The 25,408-nt window shown below is 61.5% G+C and carries 24 protein-coding genes; 3 read left to right on the top strand and 21 right to left on the bottom strand.

Annotated elements, in window-relative coordinates:
* Positions 1–22 precede the first annotated feature (22 nt).
* From H7F36_RS14375 to H7F36_RS14305, 15 genes are all read right to left on the bottom strand, one after another.
* Entirely contained in the window at positions 23–595 is a 573-nt protein-coding gene (locus H7F36_RS14375) for a pentapeptide repeat-containing protein (protein ID WP_187051462.1), read from the bottom strand.
* Between the two features lie 3 nt (positions 596–598).
* Positions 599–1,972 carry a DUF2875 family protein gene (locus H7F36_RS14370; protein ID WP_187051461.1) on the bottom strand — a complete coding sequence of 458 codons (1,374 nt, stop codon included), beginning with the start codon at positions 1,970–1,972 and terminating at the stop codon, positions 599–601.
* A gap of 7 nt (positions 1,973–1,979) precedes the next feature.
* Positions 1,980–4,127: a DUF3274 domain-containing protein gene (locus H7F36_RS14365; RefSeq protein ID WP_187051460.1), complete on the bottom strand. Its 2,148-nt coding sequence runs from the start codon at positions 4,125–4,127 to the stop codon at positions 1,980–1,982.
* Between the two features lie 2 nt (positions 4,128–4,129).
* Complete coding sequence (locus H7F36_RS14360) at positions 4,130–4,858, bottom strand: hypothetical protein (RefSeq protein ID WP_187051459.1); 729 nt, start codon at positions 4,856–4,858, stop codon at positions 4,130–4,132.
* Positions 4,859–4,862: 4 nt separating this feature from the next.
* Positions 4,863–5,672, bottom strand: coding sequence for a hypothetical protein (locus H7F36_RS14355; protein ID WP_187051458.1), 810 nt, complete (start codon positions 5,670–5,672; stop codon positions 4,863–4,865).
* 2 nt (positions 5,673–5,674) lie between these two features.
* Complete coding sequence (locus tag H7F36_RS14350) at positions 5,675–6,343, bottom strand: hypothetical protein (protein ID WP_187051457.1); 669 nt, start codon at positions 6,341–6,343, stop codon at positions 5,675–5,677.
* A gap of 14 nt (positions 6,344–6,357) precedes the next feature.
* A complete protein-coding gene (locus tag H7F36_RS14345) occupies positions 6,358–9,048 on the bottom strand; it encodes a type VI secretion system Vgr family protein (RefSeq protein WP_187051456.1) in 2,691 nt (896 codons plus the stop codon).
* Between the two features lie 77 nt (positions 9,049–9,125).
* A complete protein-coding gene (locus H7F36_RS14340) occupies positions 9,126–10,175 on the bottom strand; it encodes a LacI family DNA-binding transcriptional regulator (RefSeq protein WP_187051455.1) in 1,050 nt (349 codons plus the stop codon).
* Between the two features lie 14 nt (positions 10,176–10,189).
* Positions 10,190–11,170: a 2-hydroxyacid dehydrogenase gene (locus H7F36_RS14335; RefSeq protein WP_187054984.1), complete on the bottom strand. Its 981-nt coding sequence runs from the start codon at positions 11,168–11,170 to the stop codon at positions 10,190–10,192.
* A gap of 8 nt (positions 11,171–11,178) precedes the next feature.
* Positions 11,179–12,144 carry a sugar kinase gene (locus H7F36_RS14330; protein ID WP_187051454.1) on the bottom strand — a complete coding sequence of 322 codons (966 nt, stop codon included), beginning with the start codon at positions 12,142–12,144 and terminating at the stop codon, positions 11,179–11,181.
* 16 nt (positions 12,145–12,160) lie between these two features.
* Complete coding sequence (locus tag H7F36_RS14325) at positions 12,161–12,895, bottom strand: sugar phosphate isomerase/epimerase family protein (RefSeq protein WP_410003027.1); 735 nt, start codon at positions 12,893–12,895, stop codon at positions 12,161–12,163.
* Entirely contained in the window at positions 12,895–13,650 is a 756-nt protein-coding gene (locus H7F36_RS14320) for an amino acid ABC transporter ATP-binding protein (protein WP_187051452.1), read from the bottom strand. Before H7F36_RS14320 ends, H7F36_RS14325 begins: the two co-directional genes overlap by 1 nt.
* Entirely contained in the window at positions 13,650–14,456 is an 807-nt protein-coding gene (locus tag H7F36_RS14315; protein WP_187051451.1) for a transporter substrate-binding domain-containing protein, read from the bottom strand. The genes H7F36_RS14320 and H7F36_RS14315 overlap by 1 nt, the downstream gene beginning before the upstream one ends.
* 40 nt (positions 14,457–14,496) lie before the next feature.
* Positions 14,497–15,150 carry an amino acid ABC transporter permease gene (locus tag H7F36_RS14310; RefSeq protein WP_187051450.1) on the bottom strand — a complete coding sequence of 218 codons (654 nt, stop codon included), beginning with the start codon at positions 15,148–15,150 and terminating at the stop codon, positions 14,497–14,499.
* Between the two features lie 18 nt (positions 15,151–15,168).
* On the bottom strand, positions 15,169–15,840 hold the full coding sequence (locus H7F36_RS14305; protein WP_187051449.1) for an amino acid ABC transporter permease: 672 nt from the start codon (positions 15,838–15,840) through the stop codon (positions 15,169–15,171).
* A gap of 158 nt (positions 15,841–15,998) precedes the next feature.
* Between H7F36_RS14305 and H7F36_RS14300 the strand changes: the two genes are divergently transcribed.
* Complete coding sequence (locus H7F36_RS14300) at positions 15,999–16,874, top strand: class I SAM-dependent methyltransferase (RefSeq protein WP_261802291.1); 876 nt, start codon at positions 15,999–16,001, stop codon at positions 16,872–16,874.
* A gap of 131 nt (positions 16,875–17,005) precedes the next feature.
* Here the strand turns inward: H7F36_RS14300 and H7F36_RS14295 are convergent, their stop codons facing one another.
* The 6 genes from H7F36_RS14295 to H7F36_RS14270 form a co-directional block, all read right to left on the bottom strand.
* Complete coding sequence (locus H7F36_RS14295; protein ID WP_187051448.1) at positions 17,006–18,064, bottom strand: tartrate dehydrogenase; 1,059 nt, start codon at positions 18,062–18,064, stop codon at positions 17,006–17,008.
* 25 nt (positions 18,065–18,089) lie between these two features.
* The gene (locus H7F36_RS14290; RefSeq protein ID WP_187051447.1) at positions 18,090–18,980 is read right to left on the bottom strand and encodes an NAD-dependent epimerase/dehydratase family protein; all 891 of its coding nucleotides are present in this window, start codon (positions 18,978–18,980) and stop codon (positions 18,090–18,092) included.
* 60 nt (positions 18,981–19,040) lie between these two features.
* Positions 19,041–19,700 (bottom strand): aspartate/glutamate racemase family protein, encoded by a 660-nt coding sequence (locus H7F36_RS14285; RefSeq protein WP_187051446.1) that lies wholly within the window; start codon positions 19,698–19,700, stop codon positions 19,041–19,043.
* A gap of 34 nt (positions 19,701–19,734) precedes the next feature.
* Positions 19,735–21,240: a sugar ABC transporter ATP-binding protein gene (locus H7F36_RS14280; RefSeq protein WP_187051445.1), complete on the bottom strand. Its 1,506-nt coding sequence runs from the start codon at positions 21,238–21,240 to the stop codon at positions 19,735–19,737.
* Between the two features lie 49 nt (positions 21,241–21,289).
* Entirely contained in the window at positions 21,290–22,237 is a 948-nt protein-coding gene (locus H7F36_RS14275; RefSeq protein ID WP_187051444.1) for a sugar-binding protein, read from the bottom strand.
* A gap of 80 nt (positions 22,238–22,317) precedes the next feature.
* Positions 22,318–23,232, bottom strand: coding sequence for an ABC transporter permease (locus H7F36_RS14270; protein ID WP_261802289.1), 915 nt, complete (start codon positions 23,230–23,232; stop codon positions 22,318–22,320).
* A gap of 253 nt (positions 23,233–23,485) precedes the next feature.
* Here H7F36_RS14270 and H7F36_RS14265 point away from each other — a divergent pair, with 253 nt between their 5' ends.
* Together H7F36_RS14265 and H7F36_RS14260 are read left to right on the top strand one after the other, a co-directional pair.
* Positions 23,486–24,397 carry a LysR family transcriptional regulator gene (locus H7F36_RS14265; RefSeq protein WP_187054982.1) on the top strand — a complete coding sequence of 304 codons (912 nt, stop codon included), beginning with the start codon at positions 23,486–23,488 and terminating at the stop codon, positions 24,395–24,397.
* A gap of 39 nt (positions 24,398–24,436) precedes the next feature.
* Positions 24,437–25,291, top strand: a complete 855-nt coding sequence (locus H7F36_RS14260) for an SDR family NAD(P)-dependent oxidoreductase (protein WP_187051442.1) — start codon at positions 24,437–24,439, stop codon at positions 25,289–25,291.
* The last annotated feature ends 117 nt before the right edge of the window (positions 25,292–25,408 follow it).

Raw genomic sequence — 25,408 nt, 5'->3', positions numbered from 1 at the left:
CGGCGGCGGCCATGTCGCCGCCTCACGCAACGCTACAGCTCCGATTGATATTAGCATTCTGCAAATGCAATCTCTGAAAGTGGGAGCCGGTGAAATCGACCTGCGTGCCCTGAATGCCGCTGCCCTCGACCTGGCTGCCAGTGCAATCGAGAAACGCCACCTTCGACCATCTGCACTGGTCGAGTTTCAGGTTCTTCAAAGTTCCGCCCTGGAGCTTGCAGTCCGACCATTGCGACGCCTGGAACCGCACGTCGTCGAAGGTACAGCCCGTGAAGTTGCATCCGGTCATGGTCATGTTCTCCAGGCTGCAATCGCTGAACGTGCAGCCGCTGAAGCTGCAGCCGGTCACGGTGGCGTCGGTGAGGTCGCATTTGGTGAAATAGGTGCCGTCGAAGCGGCACGACGTCCATTCGGCCTGCTTGAAAGTGGTCGTCGAGAAGCCGCCTCCATTGAAGTTGCTTGACGTCAAGGTGATGCGGTTGAGGTCGAGCCCCGCATAGCTGCTGCCGTCGCTCTCAACTGCCACGCCTGCCGGTGCGCCTCCGGCGCCCTTGCGCCACTTGTCGTGATCTTCAATCAGCTTTTTCGCGCTCATTCGCTAGGCCCCCGTCTTTGCTTCATACGGCCGTCTCTTGAATTTTTTGCGGTGATCGCTGTTGGCAGAGAGCACCGGCAGGATGGTCGCACCGTCGTCACGTCGCAGGTTGACAAGCAGCGCCGTGCCACCCGCCTCCCAGGCCGCCAGGCTGGCCAACCCGACGCCGGCAAAGGCACTCGCCGCGCCGGTGTCACCAAGGCGCGCCGTAAGGTCGTAGCCGACTTTGGGCTCGTGCAGTTTGAACCCTGGCAACACGCTCGCAACGGCTCGTCGAAACAAGGCACCCCGCTCGCTCGCCGCGTCGTCGCTCCCCGTGTCGTAGAAGATGCGCGCCGGCGGCTTGCCGTCGAGCGACTCCTTCACTGCGGCTTGCAGGGCTGCTTGCCATCGGGCGCTGCGCTCAGCCGTGGAAAGCAACGACTTGTTGTCGTCCAGACAGTCGATCACCTGAGGGCGGCACAACCATGCCAAGGCGGGCATGTTGTCGTATTGCGCCATCTGAACATGGCTCCAGGCCGCAGGCACGTGCGCGGTGGCCTCGAACCGCCGGTCTGCGCCGAAATACGCGCCTGCGGGACCCGCTGATGGGTCGAAGCTCCGAGCCTGAAATTTGCCGGGGCCGTGCGGGCCACGGCTGCGCCGGCCATCCGCATGCGTGGTGATGTCGCTTCGATCGCTCACATGAAGCGACCACTCGCGCAGCCACTCGGCGGCCACCGGACGCAGCAGCAACAGGCTGGCGAACGTTTCGCTCAGGTCGCCACGGACTTTGTCTCGCGACAGGATGCTGGCCAATGGCTCCTTGCGCGCGTTCTCCCAGCCGCCGGTTTCAGCGCGCACGGCATAGCCGTCTTCGGCCAGCAGCAGCAGGCTGTTGAGATCGGGCGCCGCGTCGAACCGCTTGAACACGTTCATCCAAATGGTGTCACTGAGCGTCTTAGCGCCCAACATTGCATGCCGCTCGCTGATGTCATGAAACGGCAGGCTCGCTCCGTTGTGCAAAGCGTTCTGCACCCGCTGCATGTAGGGCCCCGACCATTCCGGAAACGGCCGATGCTTGTGCGTCGGGGTCACCCCCTGAAACGGAATGGCGTAGCTTTCCACGAAGCCTTCTTGCCGCAGGCCATCGACAGACCAGTGCGTCAGTGCATCGCCGAGCGCCAGAGCCCGGAACAGATCGGCTCGGCGCCGGCAGGCGTCGAGCGAGCCGACCGGCGGCGGAAATGCCAGCCGAGCGCCGCCCGCGGCTTCCACCTGCGTCCAGAGAGCGTAGGCTGGCGTTTGCTCCACGGCCAGCCCGACGCCCGCGACTTTCAGCGCCCTGAAGACCACGTCGGCCGCCAATGGCGGCATGTAGCGATTGCGATGTGCCATGCCGCGGCTACCGCATCGCCGGATCGCGTGGAGACGGTGCCGGCGGTTGCATGTGAATGGTTTCGGTGGCGACGCCCGCAGGCGGCTTCGTGCAGTTCTGGCGCTCGTATGCCAACTCGCCAGACTTGTAATACGGATCGCTCACCTTCCAGTCGGCGAGCTTGATCAGGTAGTCCCAAAACTCCGGATCGTTCCAGGCGTAGCCGCGGCCAAGACAGAGGTCGTAGCTCAGGACCTGGGCGACTGTGCTGATGCCGGTCTTCTTGTCGCGGTAGCGCAGAAAGCGCGAATGGTTGGTGGGCGAGACCATTGTTTTCCCCACCGCCGCGTCGCGACGTTCATACACCTCGCCCCAGGTCTCATAGCGGCCTTTGTCCTCGAGAAATCGCGGCGTCTGGTACGTCACGTCGTCTTCGAAGTCTTCCTGCTGCTCGGGGTCCTCTGGAATTGCTTCATTGCCAGCGCTGGCGCTCATAGCCTGCCCATCGTAAGGTTGCAAGTCACCATCAAAGTCGTTCGATAGCACTGCTGGACTTGGCACGACCGGGGCGTTGATATAAACATATTCGCTCTTGCCGCCATCGCCATAGAAGCTGCCGTACTGAAGTCCCACCGAACCATGCACCGGCATCAGGCCCAGTATTTTCTCGGAAGCTATTTTCCAGGCCTTGTCGGGAGCACTTCCATCCAGATAGTGCCAGCCACTTTCCTCTGTCTGCACCGCCAAGCCGTCGCTGCTCACCAGCACACCGCCTGAATCGACTTGCACCGGCTCGTACTTGATCTGTTCGTAAAAGTAGTCTTGCCTGTAGCTGCTGTCGGAACCCACGGCACGGTTGTACTTGGGCGCCTCGACAGGATCGTTGCCCCGCGCAAACAATCGCTGCTTGACGTTGCCGCCCAATATGGCCTTACCCTTGTCCAGCAACGACGGCGGAATGCCTCGCCAGCCGATGCCGGCCACGGCCGAGACACCGATCACCCGGTCCTGCGGGTTGAAGTTGACATACAGCGTGCCCCGGCTGTCGTCGCGGTAGCGGTCCTTGATCTGCCACCACTTCTTGCCGGTGCGTTCGATCTCGACATTGCCGATGTCGGCCTCCCATTCGGTCTCGGTATCAGGCACCTGCGCCCACAGCTTGTCGTCGTAAGGGTGCTTCGGCGCATGTCCGTGACTGCAGTCCACATCGGGCAAGCGCGCGACGCCGTCGAAGCCATTGCGTGACGCTTTCAAATACTCGGCCGCGGCCTGAAAGGTCTTGACTCGCGCTTCGTCCGTCTGCATATCGCTGAAGCCACCGGCCGCTGACAGCCAGTCCGTCAGCAGGTTGTCGAAGCGGTACGGCGTGCTGTTGAGAATCACCGTGTCGGGGCCGCGAATTCCCATCTCCTTCATGTAGAACAACGACAGCAGCGCGATCATCGTGCCCTGGCTGTGGCTCACGATATTGATCGGCTCACGCGGGTGGCCTTGGCGGATCTCCTTGACCAGGAAAGCCAGCCGGCGTGCGGCATGCACGTAGTACATGCGGTCCGGGCAGTCGACCAATTGGCGGCCCAGCACCGGGTTGATCTTGTTGACATCGATCTTCAGGGTGTGGGCCAGAACCTTGACGCGAAAGCCCTCGGGCAACCAGCACGAGGTCAGGCTGCCGGAGCCATTCTGGAAGGGACCGCCGCCCCAGGTGCCGTCTTTGCGGAGAGGATTGCCGTAGGTGTCGCGCCAGACTTCGCTGTGGCGCGTGTCTTTGGTATCGAATTTCTTGGGATCGTCTACAAGTTTGCGACGCTGCTTTTCCGGGACGCTGTAGCCCCAGTAGAAGGGGATGATGGGGGAGCGAATGCGTTCCCCATCTGCCGCACTCATCAATCGGTGCAACCTGTCAGGGTCAGAGCGGAGTTCTGCAAGATCATTCCTGCCGAGACGCATGTTCAAGCCCTTGGCAAACTGCTGAGCGGCATCTCTGTACCACTCACCTTCGCTGTTCACGCCGTGAACGAAGATCATCGTGGCGGGCATCAAATCAGGAATCGCAAAACCATGGGTCTGCTCTTCGTGTCGTTCAACTCGGCCGCTAGCACGACACTCCGCCCACGTCGCTTTTCCGGTATCGAGCTTCACGGATAAAAGGTCGGAGTTGACGAGATCACTCATAGCTATTCTTTTCCATTGGGAATACAACGAAACTTGGTGTCGATCGGCGCAATGCGAGGGTTTGGAGGAACACCGCCCACTTCGTCTTTCCAATCTTTCATGACGATCTTGTCCTTTGTGAGATCAACAGTTGACACGACGTTCTTTACTCCTAACGAGGAAAACACATGGACCTTTGTTCCAGACAACGTGAGCGGATTGCTGGGAGAAGATGGTCCACCACCGCCAAGCTTCCATGTCCTGCCCGCATCGGTCGAGTAAGGCAACCACGAGCCACCGCAGTTGTAGCAACTGCCGCCACCTTCGATGGTTGGACCCACGAGGTAGTCGGTGTTCGCGGCATCGATAACGAGGTCAACACCGCCGAGTTGATTGAGCCCCATGACCAGGGTGTGAATGCCCAGAGTAGTGTCGGTATAGAAAATCCCAGCCCGATAGCATGCCGCGCCTTCGCGAGGCACCACTTCAAAGAACCGGTTCTCATCAATCCGGTAGGCCACCTGCGATGCGGCAACGGGACCTTTGTAGGGCGGTGGCAACTTGGCGCCGAGGATCGGCACGCCAGGATATGGGCCTGTACCCACGCAGGCCGCGAGCAGAGCGACGCCGCATGCGAGCAATAACGATCTGAACACTCGACGGACAGAAGAGTTCGACAGGCATGCCATCCGACTAGTCTTGTTTTTTTCGAGCGCCGTGGAAGAAAGGACTTGGCTAAATTCATCACTCATGGGGTTATTCCTTGGTGTTGGGATGCGGTGCAATCGGTGCCAAGGGGCGCCTGCGAAGGCTCACTGCCCCACGCAAAGAGCGCCGATTGCAAGGCCTGCCCACAGCCTGTTTGCCCTTGTGCAGCAACGTCTGCATATCGCTGAAGCCACCGGCCGCTGACAGCCAGTCCGTCAGGAGGGTGTCAAAGAGGTCGGGGCAATCGACCAACTGGCGGCCCAGCACCGGGTTGAGCTTGTTGACATCGATCTTCAGGGTGTAGGCCAGAACCTTGACGCGAAAGCCCTCGGGAAACCAGCACGAAGTGAGGCTGCCGGAACCGTTCTGGAAGGGACCGCCGCCCCAGGTGCCGTCTTTGCGGAGAGGGTTGCCGTAGGTGTCGCGCCAGACTTCGCTGTGGCGCGTGTCTTTGGTATCGAATTTCTTGGGATCGTCTACGAGTTTGCGACGCTGCTTTTCCGGGACGCTGTAGCCCCAGTAAAAGGGGATGATGGGGGCACGAAAGCGCTTACCGTTGACCGTATGCAGAAGGCGATGTGACCTGTCGGGATCAGTTGGCAGCTCCACTAAATCCTCCCTGCCAAGCCGCGTATTCAAGCCACTGGAAAATTGCCGAGCAGCATCCCTGCGCCACTCTCCTTCACTGTTCACGCCGTGAACAAATATGACGGTGGCAGGCATCAAATCAGGAATCGCAAAACCGTGCGTCGACTCTTCGATACTCTTGACTCGACCACTGGCACGGCATTCGAGCCATGTAGCCTTACCGGTGTTGAGCTTTACAGGCACGAGGTCGGCATTGACGAGATCATTCATGGTCATTCCTTCCCGTTCGGGATACAACGAAATTTCGTGTCTAGCGGTGCCTTGCGTACAACCGGCAAGAAGCCTTCTGCCTCATATTTCCAGTCTTTGATGTTGAATTTTTCTCGAGCTATATCAACGGAAGACACAATCTTTTCCGTCCCTGTAGAAAAAACAACATAGGCATTCGATCCGGACAACGTAAGTGGATTGCTAGGCGAAGCTGGCCCACCACCGCCAAGCTTCCATGTCCTGCCCGCATCGGTCGAGTAAGGCAACCACGAGCCACCGCAGTTGTAGCAACTGCCGCCACCCTTAACAGGCGGGCCGACGAGGTAGTTGGTATTTGCGGCATCGATGACGAGGGCAACACCACCAAGCTGATTGAGCCCCATCACTTCGGTATGAATTCCCAAGACCTTGTCGGTGTAGAAAATATCTGCTTGATAGCAAGCCGCGTCCTCGGTTGGCACCACTTCAAAGAACCGGTTCTCATCGATCCGGTAGGCGACCTGCGATGCGGCAACGGGACCTTTGTAGGGCGGTGGCAACTTGGCGCCGAGGATCGGCACGCCAGGATATGGGCCTGTACCGACGCACGCTGCGAGCAATGCAATGGCGAACGTGATCGGCAGTGTCTTGAGTGTCGAATGAATCTTCATCTGCCTATTTGATTTGTTCATGACAGCAATACGCCTCAGCGCTTCACATTCAAAGTCACGTCTTTCTTCAGCTTTGCCGTCGCGTCTCCCCCGCTCTGGTCTTTCAATATCTCGCCCGACCCTTTGGCCGCGTGGAACTTGCGCTTCGGTGTGGCGCTGCTTTGCCCGTCTTGACGGTGCAGCAGCAACTGCTCCACTTGGTTCTCCCGCTCCGCCTTGAAGAACTTGGGGAAGCTCACAGGCAATGTGGCAGGCCCGACAAACACCGCATCGGCCGAATGCACGGTGAACACGCTGGTCATGCCAAAGGTCACATTGCCCGCTTCCATGCGCATGTAGGTGCCGTCCTCGAGTGCCAGGGTGATGCTCTTCTTGGCATTGACCACCACGTCCTCTTCGGTGGAGCTGAGGTGCAGGCGCTTTTGCGAGGTGATTTCGGCGCTGTTGTGTTGCGCCTGCACGATGACCTTTCCTTCGCTGGCAATGTTTCGGATGTCGCCCTTGTGGGCGAATTGCTCGATGTCCTTGCCGGCAGCGTGCAAGATGGACTTGTCGGCGTAGTGCTGCTGGTTGTTGCCGGCGACGGTGTCGATGTTGACGCCGGCGTATTGCGTCAGGTCTTGTGGCGTGCCCAGCGCCAACCCTGCCGCGCCGCTCAGGCCCATCACGGGTTGACCGCCTCCGACCTTCCCTTTGGCATCGCCCTCGTTGCTGGCGCCGTGGCCGAGCGCGTCGATGGCCTGGCTCAATTTTTCTTGCGGGTCGGTGTCGCGCTTTCCGCCCTCGCATCGTGCGGCGACCTTGTCGAGATCCTTGGCGATGAAGAGGGCCTGCTCCAGGCAGCGCACCAGTTCGTCACGGCTCAGCATGCCGCCGACGGCCTGGGTGCGACCGTCGGTGGAAAGCAGCAGGCCTTTCTCGGAACGCAGCGCACCCCATCCATCGGTACGCAGCTCGAACCCTTCGCCTCTGGCGTCCTTCCGCCCCGCGTTGTCTTCCACCCGCGTGATGTGCCCCAGGCTCAGCGAACTGTGTTGGTGATCCGACTTGAGCTGAATTTGAATCTTCTTGGCGGTATCGTCCATCACCAGGTGGTTGCTGCGTCCTGCCGCGCTGTTGCCGCCGTCTTTGGTCAGTTCCCTGCTGCGAAAACCCGATAGCGCGCTTTGGTCCGGCAAGGCCCACGGCGGCAGGTTCATCTGGTTGTGAACCCGCCCCGTGCAGATCGGAAGGTCCGGGTCGCCGCCGTAGAAGTCGACGACCACCTCTTGCCCGATCCGCGGCAAGTGCATGCCGCCCAATTGATTGCCGGCCCACGGGCTGCTCACGCGGAGCCAGCAAGTGGCGTGCTGGTTCTTCTGTCCGATCCGGTCCCAGGGAAACTGGACCTTGATGCGGCCGAGACTGTCGGTCCAGAGGTTCTCGCCTTCAGGGCCGACGACGAGCGCGGGCTGAGGCCCACCGGTCAGCGGCTTGGCTCTCGTCGCCGCCGGACGCAAGGTCTGGGTGACCGGATGCGCCGTGAAGTCCACCTTCACCTGCCAGCGTTGCTGCCGATCGCGGATGGCGTCTTTGCTCTGGCTGTCCTGCGCGACGTCTTCGATGACGAAGCGCGTCTGAAGGATCAGGTACTCGACATTGGCCGCCTGCCGGGGATGGTTCTGCAGCCTGAAGGTGCAGCCCGGCACCATGCCGCGAAGATTGCCGCCGGCTTCAGCGCGATCGCCATGCGTGCGCAGTGCCTGCATGCGCAGCAGCGCCAGAAGGCGGCCTTCTCCCGAGGCGTCGTTCGATTGCGCAGCGCCGGCGCCCGGCTGTGCATATTGACTGCCCGCACTGCCTGGCGCGACGGCATGCCATTGATAGACCTCGCCGTTCGCCTGGCCGGTCGGCCTCGGATCCTTCCGGCTCGCAGACAGGTTTGCCTTGGGCCGGGCGTAGTCGTAGTCGTTGGTGCTGTACTGGCCACTGGTCAGATGGCTCGCGGGCACGAAGCTGCTGATGTACTCGGAGTCGACTTTCCATCCGGGCGCGTGGTAATCCAGGTCGCGGTACGCCGCGCTGTCGTTGGGTTGGTAGCTGCCCATCGCATCGCTGAGCACGAGCCGGTGCTTGCCATCAGCGTGCGCAAAGTGGTAGCTGATGCCCCATTCCTGGCACAGGCGCTCGAAGAAGGCGAAGTCGCTTTCGTTCCACTGCGTCTGAAAGTCTCGGGCGGGATAGGTTTCGAAGAGGCGCTTGTCGACCGGAAAACCATAGTCGGAGAGCAGTTCGTCCAGGATCTCGACAACGGTCTTGTTTTGAAATATTTTGCAGTCGGTAGACAAGGTTGCCAGGTGCAACCAAGGCCGAAGGGTGAGTTTGTACTGAACGTGCCGCCCTTCTTCCCCCCAGAGTGCCGCATCGGTGATGAGCGCGTTGATCTGCCGGGAGCCCGCGCCGATATGGTCGGTACTGGCGCCGATCGAACCCGCCACGAACACCCCCGCGCCATCCAGTTCGATGATGCAACTGATCTCGCGCCCGATGAAGTTGTCGAGGTTGAAGTCCGCTGCGCCGATAGAGCCGAAGTTGAGCGCATCGGGCGTCTTCAGCAACAGCTCATAGGCGAAAAGATTATTGATGCCTTCCAGGCCCGACAGGCGAACCGGCTCGAGGGCCGACATGCCCGCGACAACGGGAATAGCCGCGCTGACGATGGTCAGCGCGTGTGACAGTGCTTGCATAAAACTCCCCGAAAACCATTCGACGCACCCCCCGCTATGTGCTGCGGATGTGGATGCGACCCGGATCGATTATGCGATCAGCCTGCCCCGCGCAGCGAAGACCCTCGCACCACCAGCTCCCCCGACAGCAACAACTGCCGCGGTGCGACATCGAGCCCCTTCAACCGCTCGATCAGACAACTCGCTGCCGTGCGGCCGATCTCGTCGGTCGGCTGCGAGATCGTGCTGAGTCCCGGCCCGATCAACGAGGCCCAGTCCGGGTCGTCGAACCCCACGAAGCCGATGTCGCGTCCGAACTGCAGATCGAGCCGCGCCATGGCCTGTGCCACGCGCAGCGTGACGACTGCGTTGCCAGCGATGACTGCGGCACCTTTGGCGGAAGTTGTTCGCTGACCCCGCATGGCGCGCTTACGCAGTGCACGCAGTGCTTCGTCGAGCGCTGCACCTCCATCTCCTACGCTCTCGAAGACTTCTCCCGCCACCTTCGGCTGATGCGCGGTCATGCAGGCGCCGAAAGCCGCTGTGCGCTCGCGCCGTGAACTCACGCCTTTCGACGGTTCGGTGATGTAAAGCAATTCGCGATAGCCGCCATCGACCAGATGCTTGCAGGCAGTGCGCATCGCAGAGCGGTTGTCGAGCGAGACGAAGTCGGTGTGCATGCCCGCGTGCCGACGGTCGACCAGCACCGCCGGTTTGCCATGCAGCGCATCGGCATCGACCAGACCCGCGCCGCGGCCTAACGTATTGAGGATAAAGCCGTCGACCTGGTATCCCGCTAGCGCATCGATGGCCTCGCGCTCGCGCTCGAAGTCGTTGCCGAGGTTGAACAGCATCACGAGGTAGCCGGCGTCCTGGCAGGCTTTCTCGGCACCGCGCAATACGGCCACCGAATAGGGGTTGGTGATGTCCGCCACGATCAGGCCGATCAGTCGCGAACGGCCGCGGCTCAACGCTTGGGCCATCGGGCTCGGCGAATAGCCGAGCGCAGCGATGGCGGTTTCGACGCGCGTCGCGATGTCGGGACTCAGCAACCGTTCGCGGTGATTCAGAAAGCGCGAGACCGTCGCTTTCGAGACGCCCGCCGCCGCTGCCACATCGGCGATGGTGGATTTGCCAGGACGCTGCAAAGGAGCCTTTGCGGTCAACCTGCGCCCGTGTCGTAAGCGGCAGTCGGCCGCTCCCCCGCCAGCGCTTGCAGCAAGTTGGTCGTGGCGACCTCGGCCATCGCGTGCCGCGTCTCGTGCGTGGCCGAGCCGATGTGCGGCAATGGCGTGACGCGCGGATGCGTGCGCAGCGGTGAATCGAACGGCAGCGGTTCTTTCGCGAACACATCGAGCCCTGCTGCGCGAAGGCTGCCTTGATCGAGTGCGGCCAGCAACGCGGCCTCATCGACCGTTGCGCCGCGGCCCACATTTATGAAAGCCGCGCCCGGCTTCATGCGCGCGAAGAACTTCGCATCGATCATCCCGCGCGTTGCGTCAGACAAAGGCAGCATCGCCAGCACGATGTCCGACTCCGCAAGCAGCGCGTCGAGCGGCGTGTGGGTCGCGCGCCCCTGCAACTCCGGTGCTTGCGTAGCAAGGTCGACCGCGCGGCGCGAGTGATACAGCACCGGCATGCCGAAGCCGAGCGCCGCACGACGCGCCACCGCCTGACCGATGCGCCCGAAGCCGAGGATGCCGAGCGTCTTGCCGTGCACGTCGTAGCCGAACAGGTCTTCACCAATGCTGTTGTTCCATCGTCCTTCGCGGACCAGATTCGCAAGTTCGACCACACGCCGTTGCGTCGCCATCAACAACGCGAATACCGTGTCCGCCACGGTTTCGGTGAGTACGCCGGGGGTGTGGCACAGCACGATGCCGCGCGCGTTCAGCTCGGCCAATGGGTAGTTGTCGACACCGACCGACACGCTTGAGATGACTTCGAGTCGCGGTGCTGCATCGAGCAACGCCGTATCGACCGGATGGCTGGCGCCGATGAGTCCGTGCGTCGTCGGCAGCGCGGCGTTGAACACGTCGGGCAGCGTGCGCGGATCGGCCACCGTCACTTCATGCGCCGCTCGCAGACGAGCCAGTTGATCTTCGGGGAGATCGCGAAACACCAATACGTTCTTGCGCGTCATAGTCACTGTCACAGTCCTGCCTCATTGAGTTGTGCCCGCGTCGGCAGGCCCTCGGTGTCGCCGAGAACCTGCACCGCACGTGCGCCGATCCACGCGCCGCGACGGACGGCCTCCGGCACGCTCTTGCCTTCGAGCAGCGCGCTGACGACACCAGCGGCAAAGCCGTCGCCGGCGCCTACGGTGTCGATCACTTCTGCCACGGCAAAACCTTCGATGCGGCCCGTGCCGGCCACGTCACTGTCGTAGTAAGCGCCCTGGGCACCGAGCTTGACCACGACCAGCTTCGCGCCGAGCCGGCGGTAGAACTTAGCGATGGCCTCGGGCTCCGTTTCGCCTGTCAGCAGCGAGCCTTCTTCCAAGCCTGGCAAGACCCAGTCGGCACGCGACGCAAGCTCGTTGATCCAATGCCGCATGGCCTCGGTCGAAGTCCACAGCGTCGGCCGCAGGTTAGGGTCGAAAGAGATGGTGCGGCCTGCCGCGCGCATGACGTCCATCGTTTTCAGCGCAGCTTGCAGGCTCGTGTCGGAGATGGCGGCGAAGACGCCGGTGGCATGCAGATGTCGCGCCGATCGCAGCCATGCCTCGTCGACATCGGCCGGCCCCATCTGGCTCGCAGCCGAACCCTTGCGGTGGTACTCGACCGGCGGATCGCTGCCGTCGGTCACACGACCTTTGAACTGAAAGCCGGTGCGCTGTGCTGCGTCGCAAATCACATGAGAGCAGTCGATGCCCTCGCCCTTCATGGCTGCGATCAGGTAGCGCCCCATCGAATCGGTGCCGAGCCGACTGGCCCAGCCGACCTTGAGTCCAAGGCGCGCCAAACCGATGGCCACGTTGGTTTCTGCGCCGGCGGTACGCTTGTAAAAATACTCGGCGTTCTCGAGGGGACCGGGCCGGTCGGCGACCAGCAACAGCATCGCTTCCCCGAACAGCGCAACATCGAACAGCGCGATATCGAGAGCAGCGTCTGTCATGCGGATTCCGGTGCGCTCACAGCGCGCGGACGAACGCGATTTGCTCGCGGGCCACGGCCAGCAGGTCGTCGCCCATCAGCGGGTATTCGATGGCGCGCGGCACATCGGCTGGCAACGCCCGGAGCAGCGCACGCCAGGGTGCTGCGGATTCAGCGAGCGCCACCGCCACCCACTTTGCAGGCAGCCGTTGCACGCCTTTGCAATGGACATAGCGCACGCGTTTGCCGAGCGCCTTGGCCGCCTCGATCGGACACTCACCGACGTAATGCCAGTTGCCCATGTCGAATGTCATCCCGAGTGAAATGCCGGCGCTCTCCGCCGCATTGAAGAAGGTCATCAAGGCCGGCAGCGAACCCGCCGACACGGTCTGGTCGTTCTCGATCAGGAGCTCGATGCGCGTCTCGGACAACTGCACCTTCAAGCCCCACAGCGATCCATGCGAGCTCGCACGAAAATCGCCGATCGACATCTTCAACCGCTTGGCACCGAGTGTGGTCGCTGCCGCGATGCCGCGACCCAGCGCGGCGCTGTCGAGCCAGCCGCCCTCGGCCCACAAGCCTTCGGGACTCGAATAGACCGAAGCCAGGCCAGCCAGCGCAGGCAATTCCGTCGCCGCATCGCGCAGCATTTCGCCGCGCACTTCGACCGAGTCCGCACCGGCGGATTTCGCCAACTGGGCGTACCACAACTGACCATGGCGGCCGACTTCGGCAGCGCCGAAAGACGACAGCGAAACGAGAACGGTGGACATCAATGCGCCTGGTTCGAGCTGAGGATCTGTCCGAGAAACTGCTTGAGCTTTTCGTTCTTCGGGTTACCGAAAAATTCGGCGGGCGGCGCTTGCTCGAGGATCTTGCCGTCGGCCATGAAGATCACGCGGTCGGCCACGCTGCGGGCAAAGCCCATCTCGTGCGTGACGCACAGCATCGTCATGCCGTCGTCGGCCAGGCTGATCATGGTGTCGAGCACTTCCTTGACCATCTCGGGGTCGAGCGCAGAGGTCGGCTCGTCGAACAACATGATCTTCGGCGTCATGCAGAGTGCGCGAGCAATCGCCACGCGCTGCTGCTGGCCACCCGACAACTGGCTCGGATATTTATGGGCTTGCTCGGGTATGCGCACGCGCGTGAGGTACTTCATCGCGACCTCTTCGGCCTGCGGCTTCGTCATGCCGCGCGAGCGCATCGGCGCCAGCGTGCAGTTCTGCAGGATCGTCAGGTGCGGGAACAGGTTGAACTGCTGGAACACCATGCCGACTTCAGCCCGCACCGCATCGACGTTCTTGCCGCCGGCCGTGAGGTCGATACCGTCCACGACGATCTTTCCCTTTTGCACGGTCTCGAGCCGGTTGATGCAACGAATCAGCGTCGACTTGCCCGAGCCCGAGGGCCCGCACACCACGATGCGTTCACCCTGCTTCACGTCGAGGTCGATGTCGGTCAGCACCTGGAAGGTGCCGTACCACTTGTTGACCGCCTCGATGCGGATGATCGAATCGGCCGCCATCACTGCATCTTTGGAAGGTCGACGCCCAGCCATTTGCGATAGAGCTTGTTGAGTTCGCCGTTTGCCGTGTTTCGCGCGACGAACTCGTTCAGGTTCTTAAGCAGATCGTCTTGCCCGAGTCGCATGACGATGCCCATGAATTGCTGGCGCACCACAAACTTCTCTTCGAATGTGTTGGCGGGCACGCGCTTGGAAATTTGCGCTGCAACAGTGCTGGGGCAACCGATGGCATCGACCTGGCCCGAGATAAGCGCCTGCATGGCCGAGGCATCGTCGTCGAAGCGGCGGATCTCGGTACCTTCAGGTGCGACGGCAGACAGCGCCACGTCCTGCGTGCTTGCACGTGCCACGCCAACGCGAAGCCCCTTCAGATCAGCTGCGCTCTTGATGGGTGATTTGACCGACCCATAGAGAACGATGGTCGCGGCCGAATATGGCGACGAAAACTGAACCTGCTTCGACCGTTCCGGTGTGATGGCGAGCACCGCCACCAACACATCGACCTTGTTGGTCAGCACATAGGGAATGCGGTTCGGGCCGGTCACCGTCACAGTGTTGACCTTGACGCCCCAGTCCTTGCCAAGCAACTTGGCCACGTCGGCGTCATAGCCATCGGGCTGATTCTGGACGTCGGTGGTCGCATACGGCGGTACGTCCACCATGACCCCGATGGTGATCTCGCCCTTCTTCTTTATGTCGGCCATGGACTGTGCAAAGGCGAGCGGAGAAAAAGCGACAAGCGCGGCGCCAAGACCCAATGCGGCCATGGCACCCGTCAAAGCGCGGCGAAAAATAGGATGGGACATTCGTTATCTCCTGGGTGTGTGAATGTGAGTTGACTCGAAATCAGCGCGCGAGAGTGCGGGCGCCCCGCCGCTCGATGCGAGCCGCCAGCAGGCTCAGCGGCCAGCAGATCGCAAAGTAGATGACCGCCACGACTGAAAAAACCACGAGCGGCTGAAAGGTCGCGCTGTTGATGATCTGACCCGCGCGTGTGACCTCGGTGAAGCCGATGATCGCGGCCAGCGATGTGCCTTTGATGATCTGCACCAAGTAGCCAACCGTCGGCGCCAAAGCGATCTTGAATGCCTGCGGCAACACGACGTCGCGCATGCGGGCGCCGTACTTCAGGCTCAACGCTTCGGCCGCTTCACGCTGACCGCTCGGTACCGCCTCGATGCAGCCGCGCCAGATCTCGCCGAGGAAGGCCGCGCTGTTCAGAATCAGCGCGGCACCCGCGGCGACCCACGGATTGATGTCGAGGCCGAACACTGGCGCGCCAAAGAATATGAGGAACAGTTGCAACAGCAGCGGCGTGCCTTGAAAGATCTGGATGAACACCGTCGAGACGCGGCGTGCCGCCACCGAATCCGACGTGCGCATCAACGCGATGATCAGTCCCAGGATGGCGCCGCCGATGAAGGCGATGAGCGACAAGGCCAGCGTCCAGCGCGCCGCCTCGAGGATGAACATGAATTCGGGAAAGCCGAAGGTACGCATGGTCGTGTTTCCCTTGCCTTACCGGCGGTCCGGATAGTTGAGCGTGCGCTGATAGATCAGCTTGAACAACGCCGAGAAAGCGAGGGCCAGCAGCAGGTAGATGGCAGCCACGACGATGTAGATCTCGAAGCTGCGAAAGGTCTGCGACTGCAGGTTGGCGGCGACAGAGGTGAGGTCATCCGCCGATATCACCGACACCACCGCCGAACTCAGCATCAGCAAAATGAACTGACTCGTGAGCGCCGGGTAGATCGCCTTCAACGCCGGCTTGATGATCACGAAGCGAAAGATTTCCCACGCCTTCAGGTTGAGCGCGCGGCCCGCTTCGATCTGTCCCTTGGGAATGGACTCGATGCCGGCACGAATGATCTCGGTCGCATAGGCGCCGAGGTTGACCACCATCGCCACCAGCGCAGCGGTTTGCGGCGACCAACGCAGCCCGATGGCCGGCAGCGCGAAGAAGAAGAAAAAGAGCTGGACGAGGAAAGGCGTGTTGCGAATGACCTCGATGTACGCATTGATTACGAAGCGCAGCCAGCCCGGACCCGAGGTCTTGCCCCATGCGCAAAAGATCGCAACGACCAGGCCGAGCAAGGTCGCGATCAGCGACAGCTGGATGGTGATCCAGGTGCCCTTGAGCAGCAACGGCCATGCCGCGAAAACTGCATCGAACTGGAATTGATAGTTCACTCGTGCGACCCGCAATCAGCGAGTTTCGTTTCAACGGAGCGGATTGTATGAAACCGGTTTCAGAGTGACATCAGGGATTGCCCTAGTGAGCTGTCGGCGTGATGGGGCACGCAGGCCTAGACTCGCGAACGCCCCTAGACACAGACGAGACCGAACCCATGCCACACACGCCCACCCGCCTGAATTTCCCCGCCCGTCGCTGGGCTGCCCACGCGGGCGCAGCGGCTTTCGCCTTGCTCAGCCTCGCGGCCTGCGTGGCGCCTCCCGCACGAGAACCGGACCGGCCGACACTTTCAGCGGACCGCATCGCGCAGATCGTCGCCAGTCCCGACCGCAGCGAAGCGGACCGCCGCAACGACGCACGACGCAAGCCGCAGGAAATGCTGGCTTTCATCGGCGTTTATCCCGGTATGGTGGCGCTGGACCTGAGCGCCGCCGGGGGCTACACGACGGAACTCATCGCGCGCGCAACGGGCCCGACAGGCCGCGTCTACGGGCAGAGCCCGCCGCGTCCGCCGAGCAGTCGGCCCGCCCAGCCGGAAGGCGCTACCGGGCCCATGCCAGCAGCCGCTGCAGGCGCCGCGCCGCGGCCATCACCGATGGCGCTGGCAGAACGCGCAAAGAACCCGAATGCGTCCAACATCGTGGCAGTCGTCCGGCCGTTCGAGGACCCCGTCCCGCCGGAGGTCGCGTCGAACGGACTGGACCTGGTCACGCTGATGTTCAACTACCACGACTTCGGCCATATGGGCGTCGAACGCGCGGCGGTCAACCGCGCCGTCTTCGCTGCCCTGAAACCCGGCGGCGTCTACGTCATCGCCGACCACGCGGGGCGGACGGGTACGGGCATTTCCGAAGCGGGCACGCTGCATCGCATCGAGGAGAGCTTCCTGCGTAACGAGATCGAGCAGGCCGGATTCAGATTCGCCGCCGAGGGCAACTTCATGCGCAACCCAGCCGATGCACGCGACAGCAACACGCCACCACCGCCCCAATCCAAGGACGAGTTCGTGCTCAAGTTCGTCAAGCCCTGAAACCTGAGGCAACGCATCGCGCAGGTGGGGGGGTGCAGCCAACGGTGCAATGGAAGACCCTTTGCCGAAGCCTACGTAACCTTTGCACTGCCGCACGCGGACCGCGTCTATGTGCTGGAACAAGCGCGCATTCAGCCAGTCAGGGCACGGCACACGGCCGCCGTCACGCTGCGCGTTGTCGCTTGGCCGCCAAGGTCTGGCGTGTGCTCGCCGGCCGCAGTGGTCTCCTCGATGGCATGCATCAGCCGCTGTGCCGCCCTGGCTTCACCGAGGTGCTCCAGCATCATGGCGACCGACCAAAAGGTCGCAATCGGATTGGCGATGCCCTTGCCGGTGATGTCGAATGCCGAGCCATGGATCGGTTCGAACATCGACGGAAACTGTCGTGAAGGATTCAGGTTGGCGGTCGGCCCGATGCCCAAACTTCCCGATAGCGCGGATGCAAGGTCCGACAGGATGTCGGCATGCAGGTTGGTGGCCACCATCACGTCGAGCGAGTCCGGCTTCAGCACCATGCGGGTGGTCGCCGCGTCGACCAGTTCCCGGTCGACCTTGACGGCCGGGTAATCGCGTGCCACTTCAAAGAAGATTTCGTCCCACATCACCATGCCGAAGCGCTGGGCATTCGACTTGGTCACGAGAGTGAGATGGCGGCGCGGCCGCTGACTCGCCAGCTCGAAAGCGAAGCGGTGGATCCGCTCCACGCCGACGCGCGTGAACACGGCCGTCTCGGTTCCGACTTCGATCGGCAAGCCGCGGTGCGCCCGGCCGCCGTGCCCTGCGTACTCGCCTTCAGAATTCTCGCGGACGATGACCCAGTCGATGTCGTCGCCTTTGTCCAACGGACTGCTGACGCCGGGCAACAGCCGCGCTGGCCGCACATTGGCGTACTGGTCGAAGGCCTGCACGATCGCCAGTCGCAAGCCCCACAGCGACACGTCGTCGGGTACGCGCTGGCTGCCCACCGCACCAAAAAGGATGGCGTCGAAAGTCCGCAGTTGCTCCAGCCCGCCGTCCGGAATGTAGTGGCCACGCAGCAGGTAGTTCTCGGAGTTCCAGTCGAAGGCCTGGATCGCCACGCCGAATCCACCGTCGGTCGCGGCGCAGACACGCAGTACCTCCAGGCCGGCCTCGACGACTTCGGGCCCGATACCGTCGCCGGGAATAGCTGCCAATCTGTAGTCGTGCATGCAAGGCTCCCTATATCGTGCGAAGTCAGCCGACGTGGCTGCGCCAGTTGTGCTGCTGCTTGAAGCCGAGCAGGCGCTTGATCTTCTCGTTGCTCAGGAGCGTTTCGAACTCGCCCAACTCTTTCTTGAGTGGCACCGTCGGGTAGAAACGTTTGAGCAACTCGGCGGTCGGCAGGTCGGAAGAGACATCGTCGGCAGCAACGTTCATTACCTGAAAACCCAGCCCATCCGTATCGACGGCGAGACGCGAAGCCGTCGCAAGGTCGCGGGCATCGATATAGCTCCATGTAATCCGGCGTCGAAACCCGGGATCCTTGAAGAACTCGGGAAATTTTGCGTACTCGACCGGGTCGATCACGTTGCCGATGCGCAGGCAGTAGATGTCCGAGCCGGTGCGCGCATGGAACGCCTTGGCCGTTGCCTCATTGATGACTTTGGACATGGCATAGCTGTCCATCGGATCGACCGGGTAGTCCTCGTCCAACGGCAGGTACTCGGGCATGCGGTAACTGTCCGCAAAGACGATGCCGTAGGTGGTCTCGCTCGACGCGATGATCACCTTCTTGATGCCGTACTTGGACGCTGCATCCAGCACGTTGTAGGTGCTCATCACATTGATGCGAAAAACCTCGTTGTCCGGGTGCGTCATGATCCGCGGGATCGCTGCGAAATGAATGATCGCATCGATCGGCTCAGGCTTGATCGAGGGACTGAATTCATGGCGCACCGTCGTGCTGCACAGCGCGTTGAAGACCTGGCCCGCGTCGGTCAGGTCGGTGATGACGGTGCGTGCCGCCGAGTCCTTGAGCACGGTGCGATCGAGGTTCATCACGCGGTGCCCGTGATCGAGCAGGTCCTTGACGACCCACTTGCCAGCCATGCCGCTGCCGCCTGTCACGATGATATTTTTTGACATGTCGATGCCTTCTTCAGAATGTTGTTGGTCGGTTAAAAAATAGCAAAAACGGGAGTGGACTCAACCCAGCGTTTCGAGCAAGGCGCGCACCGCCTCCACGCCGCTGCGCGGAGACGACAGCACGGGGACTTTCAGGTCACCGAGCGAGCTGGTCAGTCGCGCCATGGAGGCCTGCGCCAGGACGATGACATCGACCTTGTCCACCAGCGACAGAATCGTCCGCCGGACCACCTCGTCGTGTGCCTCGGTCTTGCCTTCGAGCAACGCCTGGAAGGCGCCCTCGGCCAACCCCTCGCTGATCTCGATCTGCTGGCCGGTCTCCTTGGCTTTGGCCCGGATCAGCCGGATGGTCGGCTCCAGCGTCGTTCGGACGGTGGCCACCACACCGATGCGGGGCCCCAGGGCGACGGCGCGTTCAGCCATCCTTTCGTCGATCTTGACGACCGGAATCGAAAGTCCCGCACGCGCAGCCGTGGCCGCTTCCCCTACCGATGAACAGGCATTGAGGATGGCGACTGCGCCCATCTTCTGCCCCTCCTGCATATAGGTGAGGATGCGGCCGGCAACCGCCTCGGTCAGATGACCTGCTGCGATCACGTCGTTCAGCAGGCTGTCGTCGACGATATTGATCACACGCACGTCGGGCAACAGTTCCTGGAACTGCTGTTTGATCGGTTGCACGGTTGCGGGTCCGGTGTGGACGACTGCGACGGTTTTCATGGTTCAACTTTCAAATGGATTGCAAAGAAAATATTCAAGCTGCGGCGGCTTCCATCACCGAAGTTTGCGATGCGTTTGCACGACTCAACTCGGCGACGATGCGGCCTTCCCGCACGACGGTCACACGATCGCTGATCGCCAGTACTTCGGGCAAGTCGGAGGACACGACGATGATCGCCATCCCGCGGCTGGCGAGTTCCTGAAGGAGTTTGTGGACATCGGCTTTCGCGGCAATGTCGATGCCGCGCGTCGGTTCGTCGACGATGAGGACTTTGGGCGAGCGAGCAACCCATTTCGCGATCACGATTTTTTGCTGGTTACCTCCGCTGAGCTTGTCGGATCTCTGTTCGACAGTCGGCGTTTTAATGCCGAGCCGGCGCACGAAGGTCTGACAACCCAGCGCTTCGGCAAGACGATCTATAAAACTCAGCTTCGTGTAGCTTTCGAGATGGGTCAGGCTGAAGTTCTCGCGCACTGTCATACCGAGCACCAGTCCGTCTTTTTTGCGGTCTTCGGTGACAAAGCCAATGCCGTTGTCGATGGCGTCGCGTGGACTCCGGATTGCGACAACCTGGCCCCCGATGGCCACCGAGCCGCGATGCGGACGAAGGCCGAAGACCATTTCCATCATCTCGGTGCGCCCGGCACCAATCAATCCGAAGAACCCCAGTATCTCGCCTTCGTGAACCCGAAAGCTGTTGCCCCCGGCCACGCCCGACTGGGTAAGCCGATGATTCAGGTCCAGGCCTTTGACTTCGAGCGCCACTGTCCGGGTGGCATGACACTCGTACTCGCCGTAGAGGTCGCTGTGTTCGCGGTCGACCATCATTCGCACCAGTCGGGTGCGATCGATATCACCGACTGCGAGGGTGCCGACACTTTGCCCGTCGCGCAGCACTGCAACGCGGTCTGCAATGTCGAAGATCTCTTCAAGCCGGTGCGTGATGTAAATGACGCCGATGCCGTCGGCCTTGAGCTTTCGAATCGTCGCCTTCAGGGCCATGGCCTCATGGTGACTGAGGGAGGCGGTCGGCTCATCCATGATGACGATCTTGGAGCGATTCGAAATCGCCTTGGCGATCTCCACCATTTGCTTCTGGCCGACGCTGAGCCGACCCACGCGGGTGGTGGGATCGAGCGTGATACCCAGCGTATCGAGCAGGCCGCGCGCCGCCGCGTTCATGCTGCGCCTGTCGAGAAAACCAAGCCGGTTGGTGATCTCTTTGCTCAGGAAGATGTTCTCTGCAATCGTCAGGTTGTCGACGACCGACAGCTCCTGGTAAATGATGCACACGCCAAGATCTCTGGCATGAGCCGTGCCGGTGAGTTGCGGCACGCGCTTGCCGTCGATCCAGATCTCTCCGCCTTCGTCCGGCTGGTAGACGCCGGTCATGATTTTCATCAAGGTGCTCTTGCCAGCGCCGTTCTCGCCAGCGATAGCCAAGACCTCTCCACAGGCCACATCGAGGCTGACTTGACTCAAAGCCTTCACGCCCGTGAAGGTCTTCGAGATATTTTTGACCTGCAAAAAAGATGCCACGCGCGACTCCGGAAGACAGAGGCCCGCGTCGGGCCCCTGTCGACGCTGGTTACTTGGTGTAAGACCCAAGGTTCTGGTTCGTCACGACATTGACGCCGGTGTCAACGTTGGACGAAGTCGTTTCCTTGCCGGTGATCTGGTCGACCAGATGCTCGACCGACAGCTTGCCCATGGTGACCGGACGCTGGACCATGATGCCCTGGATGTAGCCCTCCTTCACACCCTTGATGGTGTCTGGCAGATCATCGAACGCAAAGACTTTGACCGTGGCCTTTTTGGCCGCGAACTCCTTGGTTGCCATGACTTTGGAGACTGCCGGACCACCGACCTGGCTGACACCGAAGATACCCTTGAGCGCAGGATGGGCACGCATGATCGACTCGGTCGTGGCGACTGCCTTTGCCAGATCGTCTTCGGTGCCTTCGGTGGCGACGATCTTGATCTTCGGATACTTGCCCAGCGCCGATTTGATTCCTGCAATACGCTCGTTCAGGTTGACCGCACCGAGTTGACCCGTCACCACAGCGACCTCCCCTTCGCCATCGAGTGCCTTGGCCATCGACTCACCCATCGTCTCACCCGCGGCGGTATTGATGGTGCCGATATACATCGACCGTCCGCTGTTAGGCGAGTCGGAGTCGAAGGTGACGACCTTGATGCCACTTGCAATGGCCTTCTTGATGGCAGCTTCGACCGACTTCGGCTCATTCACCGAGATGGCAATGCCATCGACCTTCTTGGCGATCAAATCTTCAAGGATTCGCACTTGGGTCGAGCCCTGCGTGTTTTGCGGCACCACCCACTGGTACTGAACACCCAGCGCTGCGGCCGCTGCCTTGGCGCCGGTATTGCAATCATCGAAGAAGGGTACGGCCACCTTGGGGATCACTGCGATCTGCAGATCCTTCAGGTCCTTTGCGAATGCGCTGGTCTGAGATGCCAGCGACAGGGGCAAAGCAAGAACGGCAACTTGAATTAGCGAAAGAATTTTTTTCATGATGTCTCGTAGTTTTTGAGTTTGAAGATTCGGGCTGGTTACCTTGCGGCCCAAAGTGGGCCTCTGTTTGATCGGCGGGGTTAGTTCTCCTTTGCTCCATGGCGCCAAACATCGATGCTCACCGCGATGAGGATGACCGCTCCAGTGATGGCCTGTTGCGCATAGGTATTGATGTTCATCAGCACTACGCCATTTGCAATGATTCCGGTGAGCGCGGCGCCAATGACGGTGCCCTGCACACTGCCGACGCCGCCCGCGAGGCTGGCGCCGCCGATCGCAGCGGCGGCAATGACGTCGAGTTCGACGCCGAAGCCAGAGGCCGGCTCGGCCGACAGAAAGCGAGAGAACGCGACGATGCCAGCCAGGGAAGAGATAGCCCCGGACAGCGTGTACACGATGAGCTTGGTGCGGGCGGTGTTCACGCCGCTGATCCAGGCGGCATGCTCGTTGCCGCCGGTCGCATAGACGTGCCGGCCGAAGGTCGTATAGGACATGACCACCGAGAAAACGATCGCCAGCACGACCATGATCACCACAGGTGCCGGCACGCTGCCAAGGTAACCCTGTCCGATCTGGTTGAATATGTCCGGAGTCTCCGGCGTAACGGGAACACCCTTGGTGACGATGTACATCAGGCCGCGTCCGATACTCAACGTGCCCAGCGTCGCGATGAAGGGCGGCAAGCGCCCGACGGTCACCAGCAAGCCATTCGTCATTCCGAACGCCACTCCGACACCCAGCCCGCACGCCACACTGACGACAGTCGAAAAGCCGTGCTGAAAAGCCAGAGCGGTGACCAGACCCGCGAGTCCCATTACCGAGCCGACCGACAGATCGATGCCCCCGGTGATGATGACCATCACCATGCCGATCGACATGATCGCGGTTGTCGAAAATGAGCGGAAGACGCCCATGAGGTTGTCGCTCGTCAGAAAGTACGGCGTCGCCATCGCAATGCCCGCGCTGACAAGCACCAACGCTATCAGCACGCTCATTTCACGGGCGCGTGTGAGACTCAGCAACGCCCGCCCTATCGCAGGCAGCGTCCACCGGCTCGGCGGGTTCAATCCAGCTTCCACTTTGTCTCCTGGCATTGCTCTTGTGGCTGAAGGGACGAGCGGGGCTCCGCATCGTTCTCCTCCACTCGCAATGGAGATCGCGAGCAGTGCAATGTAGGGTCATCGGTACGGCGCTACGCTCCCGTGAAAGCAATCCTTTGTTAACTTCAAGTCAAGAATGCAGGCAACCATGCTGACGGATATCCAGCCCGGCGATCTGGGGTTTTTTTCGACTCTCGCCGCTTCGGGGAGCCTCACGGCAGCAGCGCGCGAGCTGGGAATTTCACCGCCGGCGGTGAGCAAACGACTTTCCCAGATGGAAGCTCGGCTCGGCGTGGCACTGGTGACCCGGACCACGCGGCGCATGAGCATGACTCCAGAGGGAGAGATTTACCTGGAGCACGCGCGCCGCATCCTCGGAGAAATCGATGAGCTGAAGCAGTTGCTCGGTAGTGCCAAGGTGACGCCCAAGGGGCTGCTGCGCGTCAATGCGACCCTGGGCTTCGGTCGCTGCGAGGTGGCGCCGATCATTTCAAAATTTGCACGCAACTACCCGTTGGTCGAGGTACAACTCCAGCTCTCGGTCAATCCACCGCTGATAACCGACGACGTCTTCGACGTGTGCGTGCGCTTTGGCGAGCCGCCCGACTCGCGCGTCATCGCCCGCCGCCTCGCCCACAACCGGCGCCTCCTGTGCGCAGCGCCCAGCTACATCGCGCGCCACGGACAGCCCAAGACGCCACAGCAGCTGACCACCCACAATTGCATCGGTATCCGGCAAGGCGATGAAGCCCATGGCGTCTGGCGACTCAGCAGTGGCCGAGGTGAAAGTCGTCGAACCGAGTCGGTCAAAGTACGCGGAAACCTGGTGACCAATGACGGAGAGATCGCTGTCAATTGGGCGCTCGAGGGGCATGGCATCCTGATGCGCGCACAGTGGGACGTCGCCCGGCACCTGCGCAGTGGTCGCCTGGTGGAGATCCTGCCGACCTTCGAGACGCCGGACGCGGATATCTTTGCTGTGTACCCGCAACGACATCAACATTCCCCGAGGGTGCTGGCTTTCGTGGAGTTTCTGGCCCAGTCGCTTTCTGCGCGCTGAGGTGCCTTTTTTCAACAAACCTGATCAATGGAGTCACTCATGACACACCCAGCACTCACACCCGGTTCCGTCGCCGTGGTCACGGGCGCCGCTGCCGGCATTGGCTTAGCGGCCGCGCTACGTTTTGCCCAGTTAGGCCTCAATGTGTGCCTCGCGGACATCGACGTCGACCAACTTTCACACGCTGCGGAACAAGTCGGCGCAGTGGCTTCCGGCGGTCGAAGCCAAGTCATTTATCAGCAAACCGACGTATCCAAAGTCGAAGACCTGCAGCGACTCGAACAAGTGGTGAGGGACCGCTTCGGCGGCACGGATGTGTTGATGAACAATGCGGGCATCCAGCCGGGCAGTGCAGTCTTCGGCCCAGCAGAAAACTGGCACCGGGTGCTCGGCGTGAATCTGTGGGGGGTGGTTCATGGGGTGCAGACGTTCGTGCCTTCGATGATCCGGCGCGGCCGACCTGGTTGCGTGATCAACACCGGCTCCAAGCAAGGCATCACGACCCCGCCGGGCGATCCGGCATACAACGTGTCCAAGGTCGGCGTCAAAGCCTGCACTGAAGCGCTGCAGCACGAGTTGAGAAATACGTCGAACTGCCAAATCAGCGCGCACTTGCTGATTCCGGGATTCGTGTTTACCCAACTCACTGCACAAGGTCGAATTGAAAGGCCTGCCGCCGCATGGACACCCGAGCAGACTGTGGACTTCATGATGGAACGATTGGATGCCGGAGACTTCTACATCCTGTGCCCGGACAATGACGTGCCGCGGTCGCTCGACGAGAAGCGCATCCTGTGGGCGGCTGGCGATATCGTCGAAAACAGGCCACCTTTGTCCCGTTGGCTTCCCGAGTACCAAGAGGCATTCCAAAGCTTCAGTCGCGCATTGGAGTGAGCCGGCTCCGGTTCAACCGGCTCTATGGGCTCTACCGGCTCCAGACTTCGCTCCCATGCCGCCAGCGTGAAGCCGGCCGCCAAGCCGTCGGACTTTGTACTGGTTGGGAGCCCGATG

The sequence above is a fragment of the Variovorax sp. PAMC28562 genome (assembly GCF_014303735.1).
Classification (GTDB): Bacteria; Pseudomonadota; Gammaproteobacteria; order Burkholderiales; family Burkholderiaceae_C; genus Variovorax.
The sequence above is the reverse complement of the archived record's forward strand: the minus strand, read 5'-3'. Positions and strand labels throughout refer to the sequence as shown.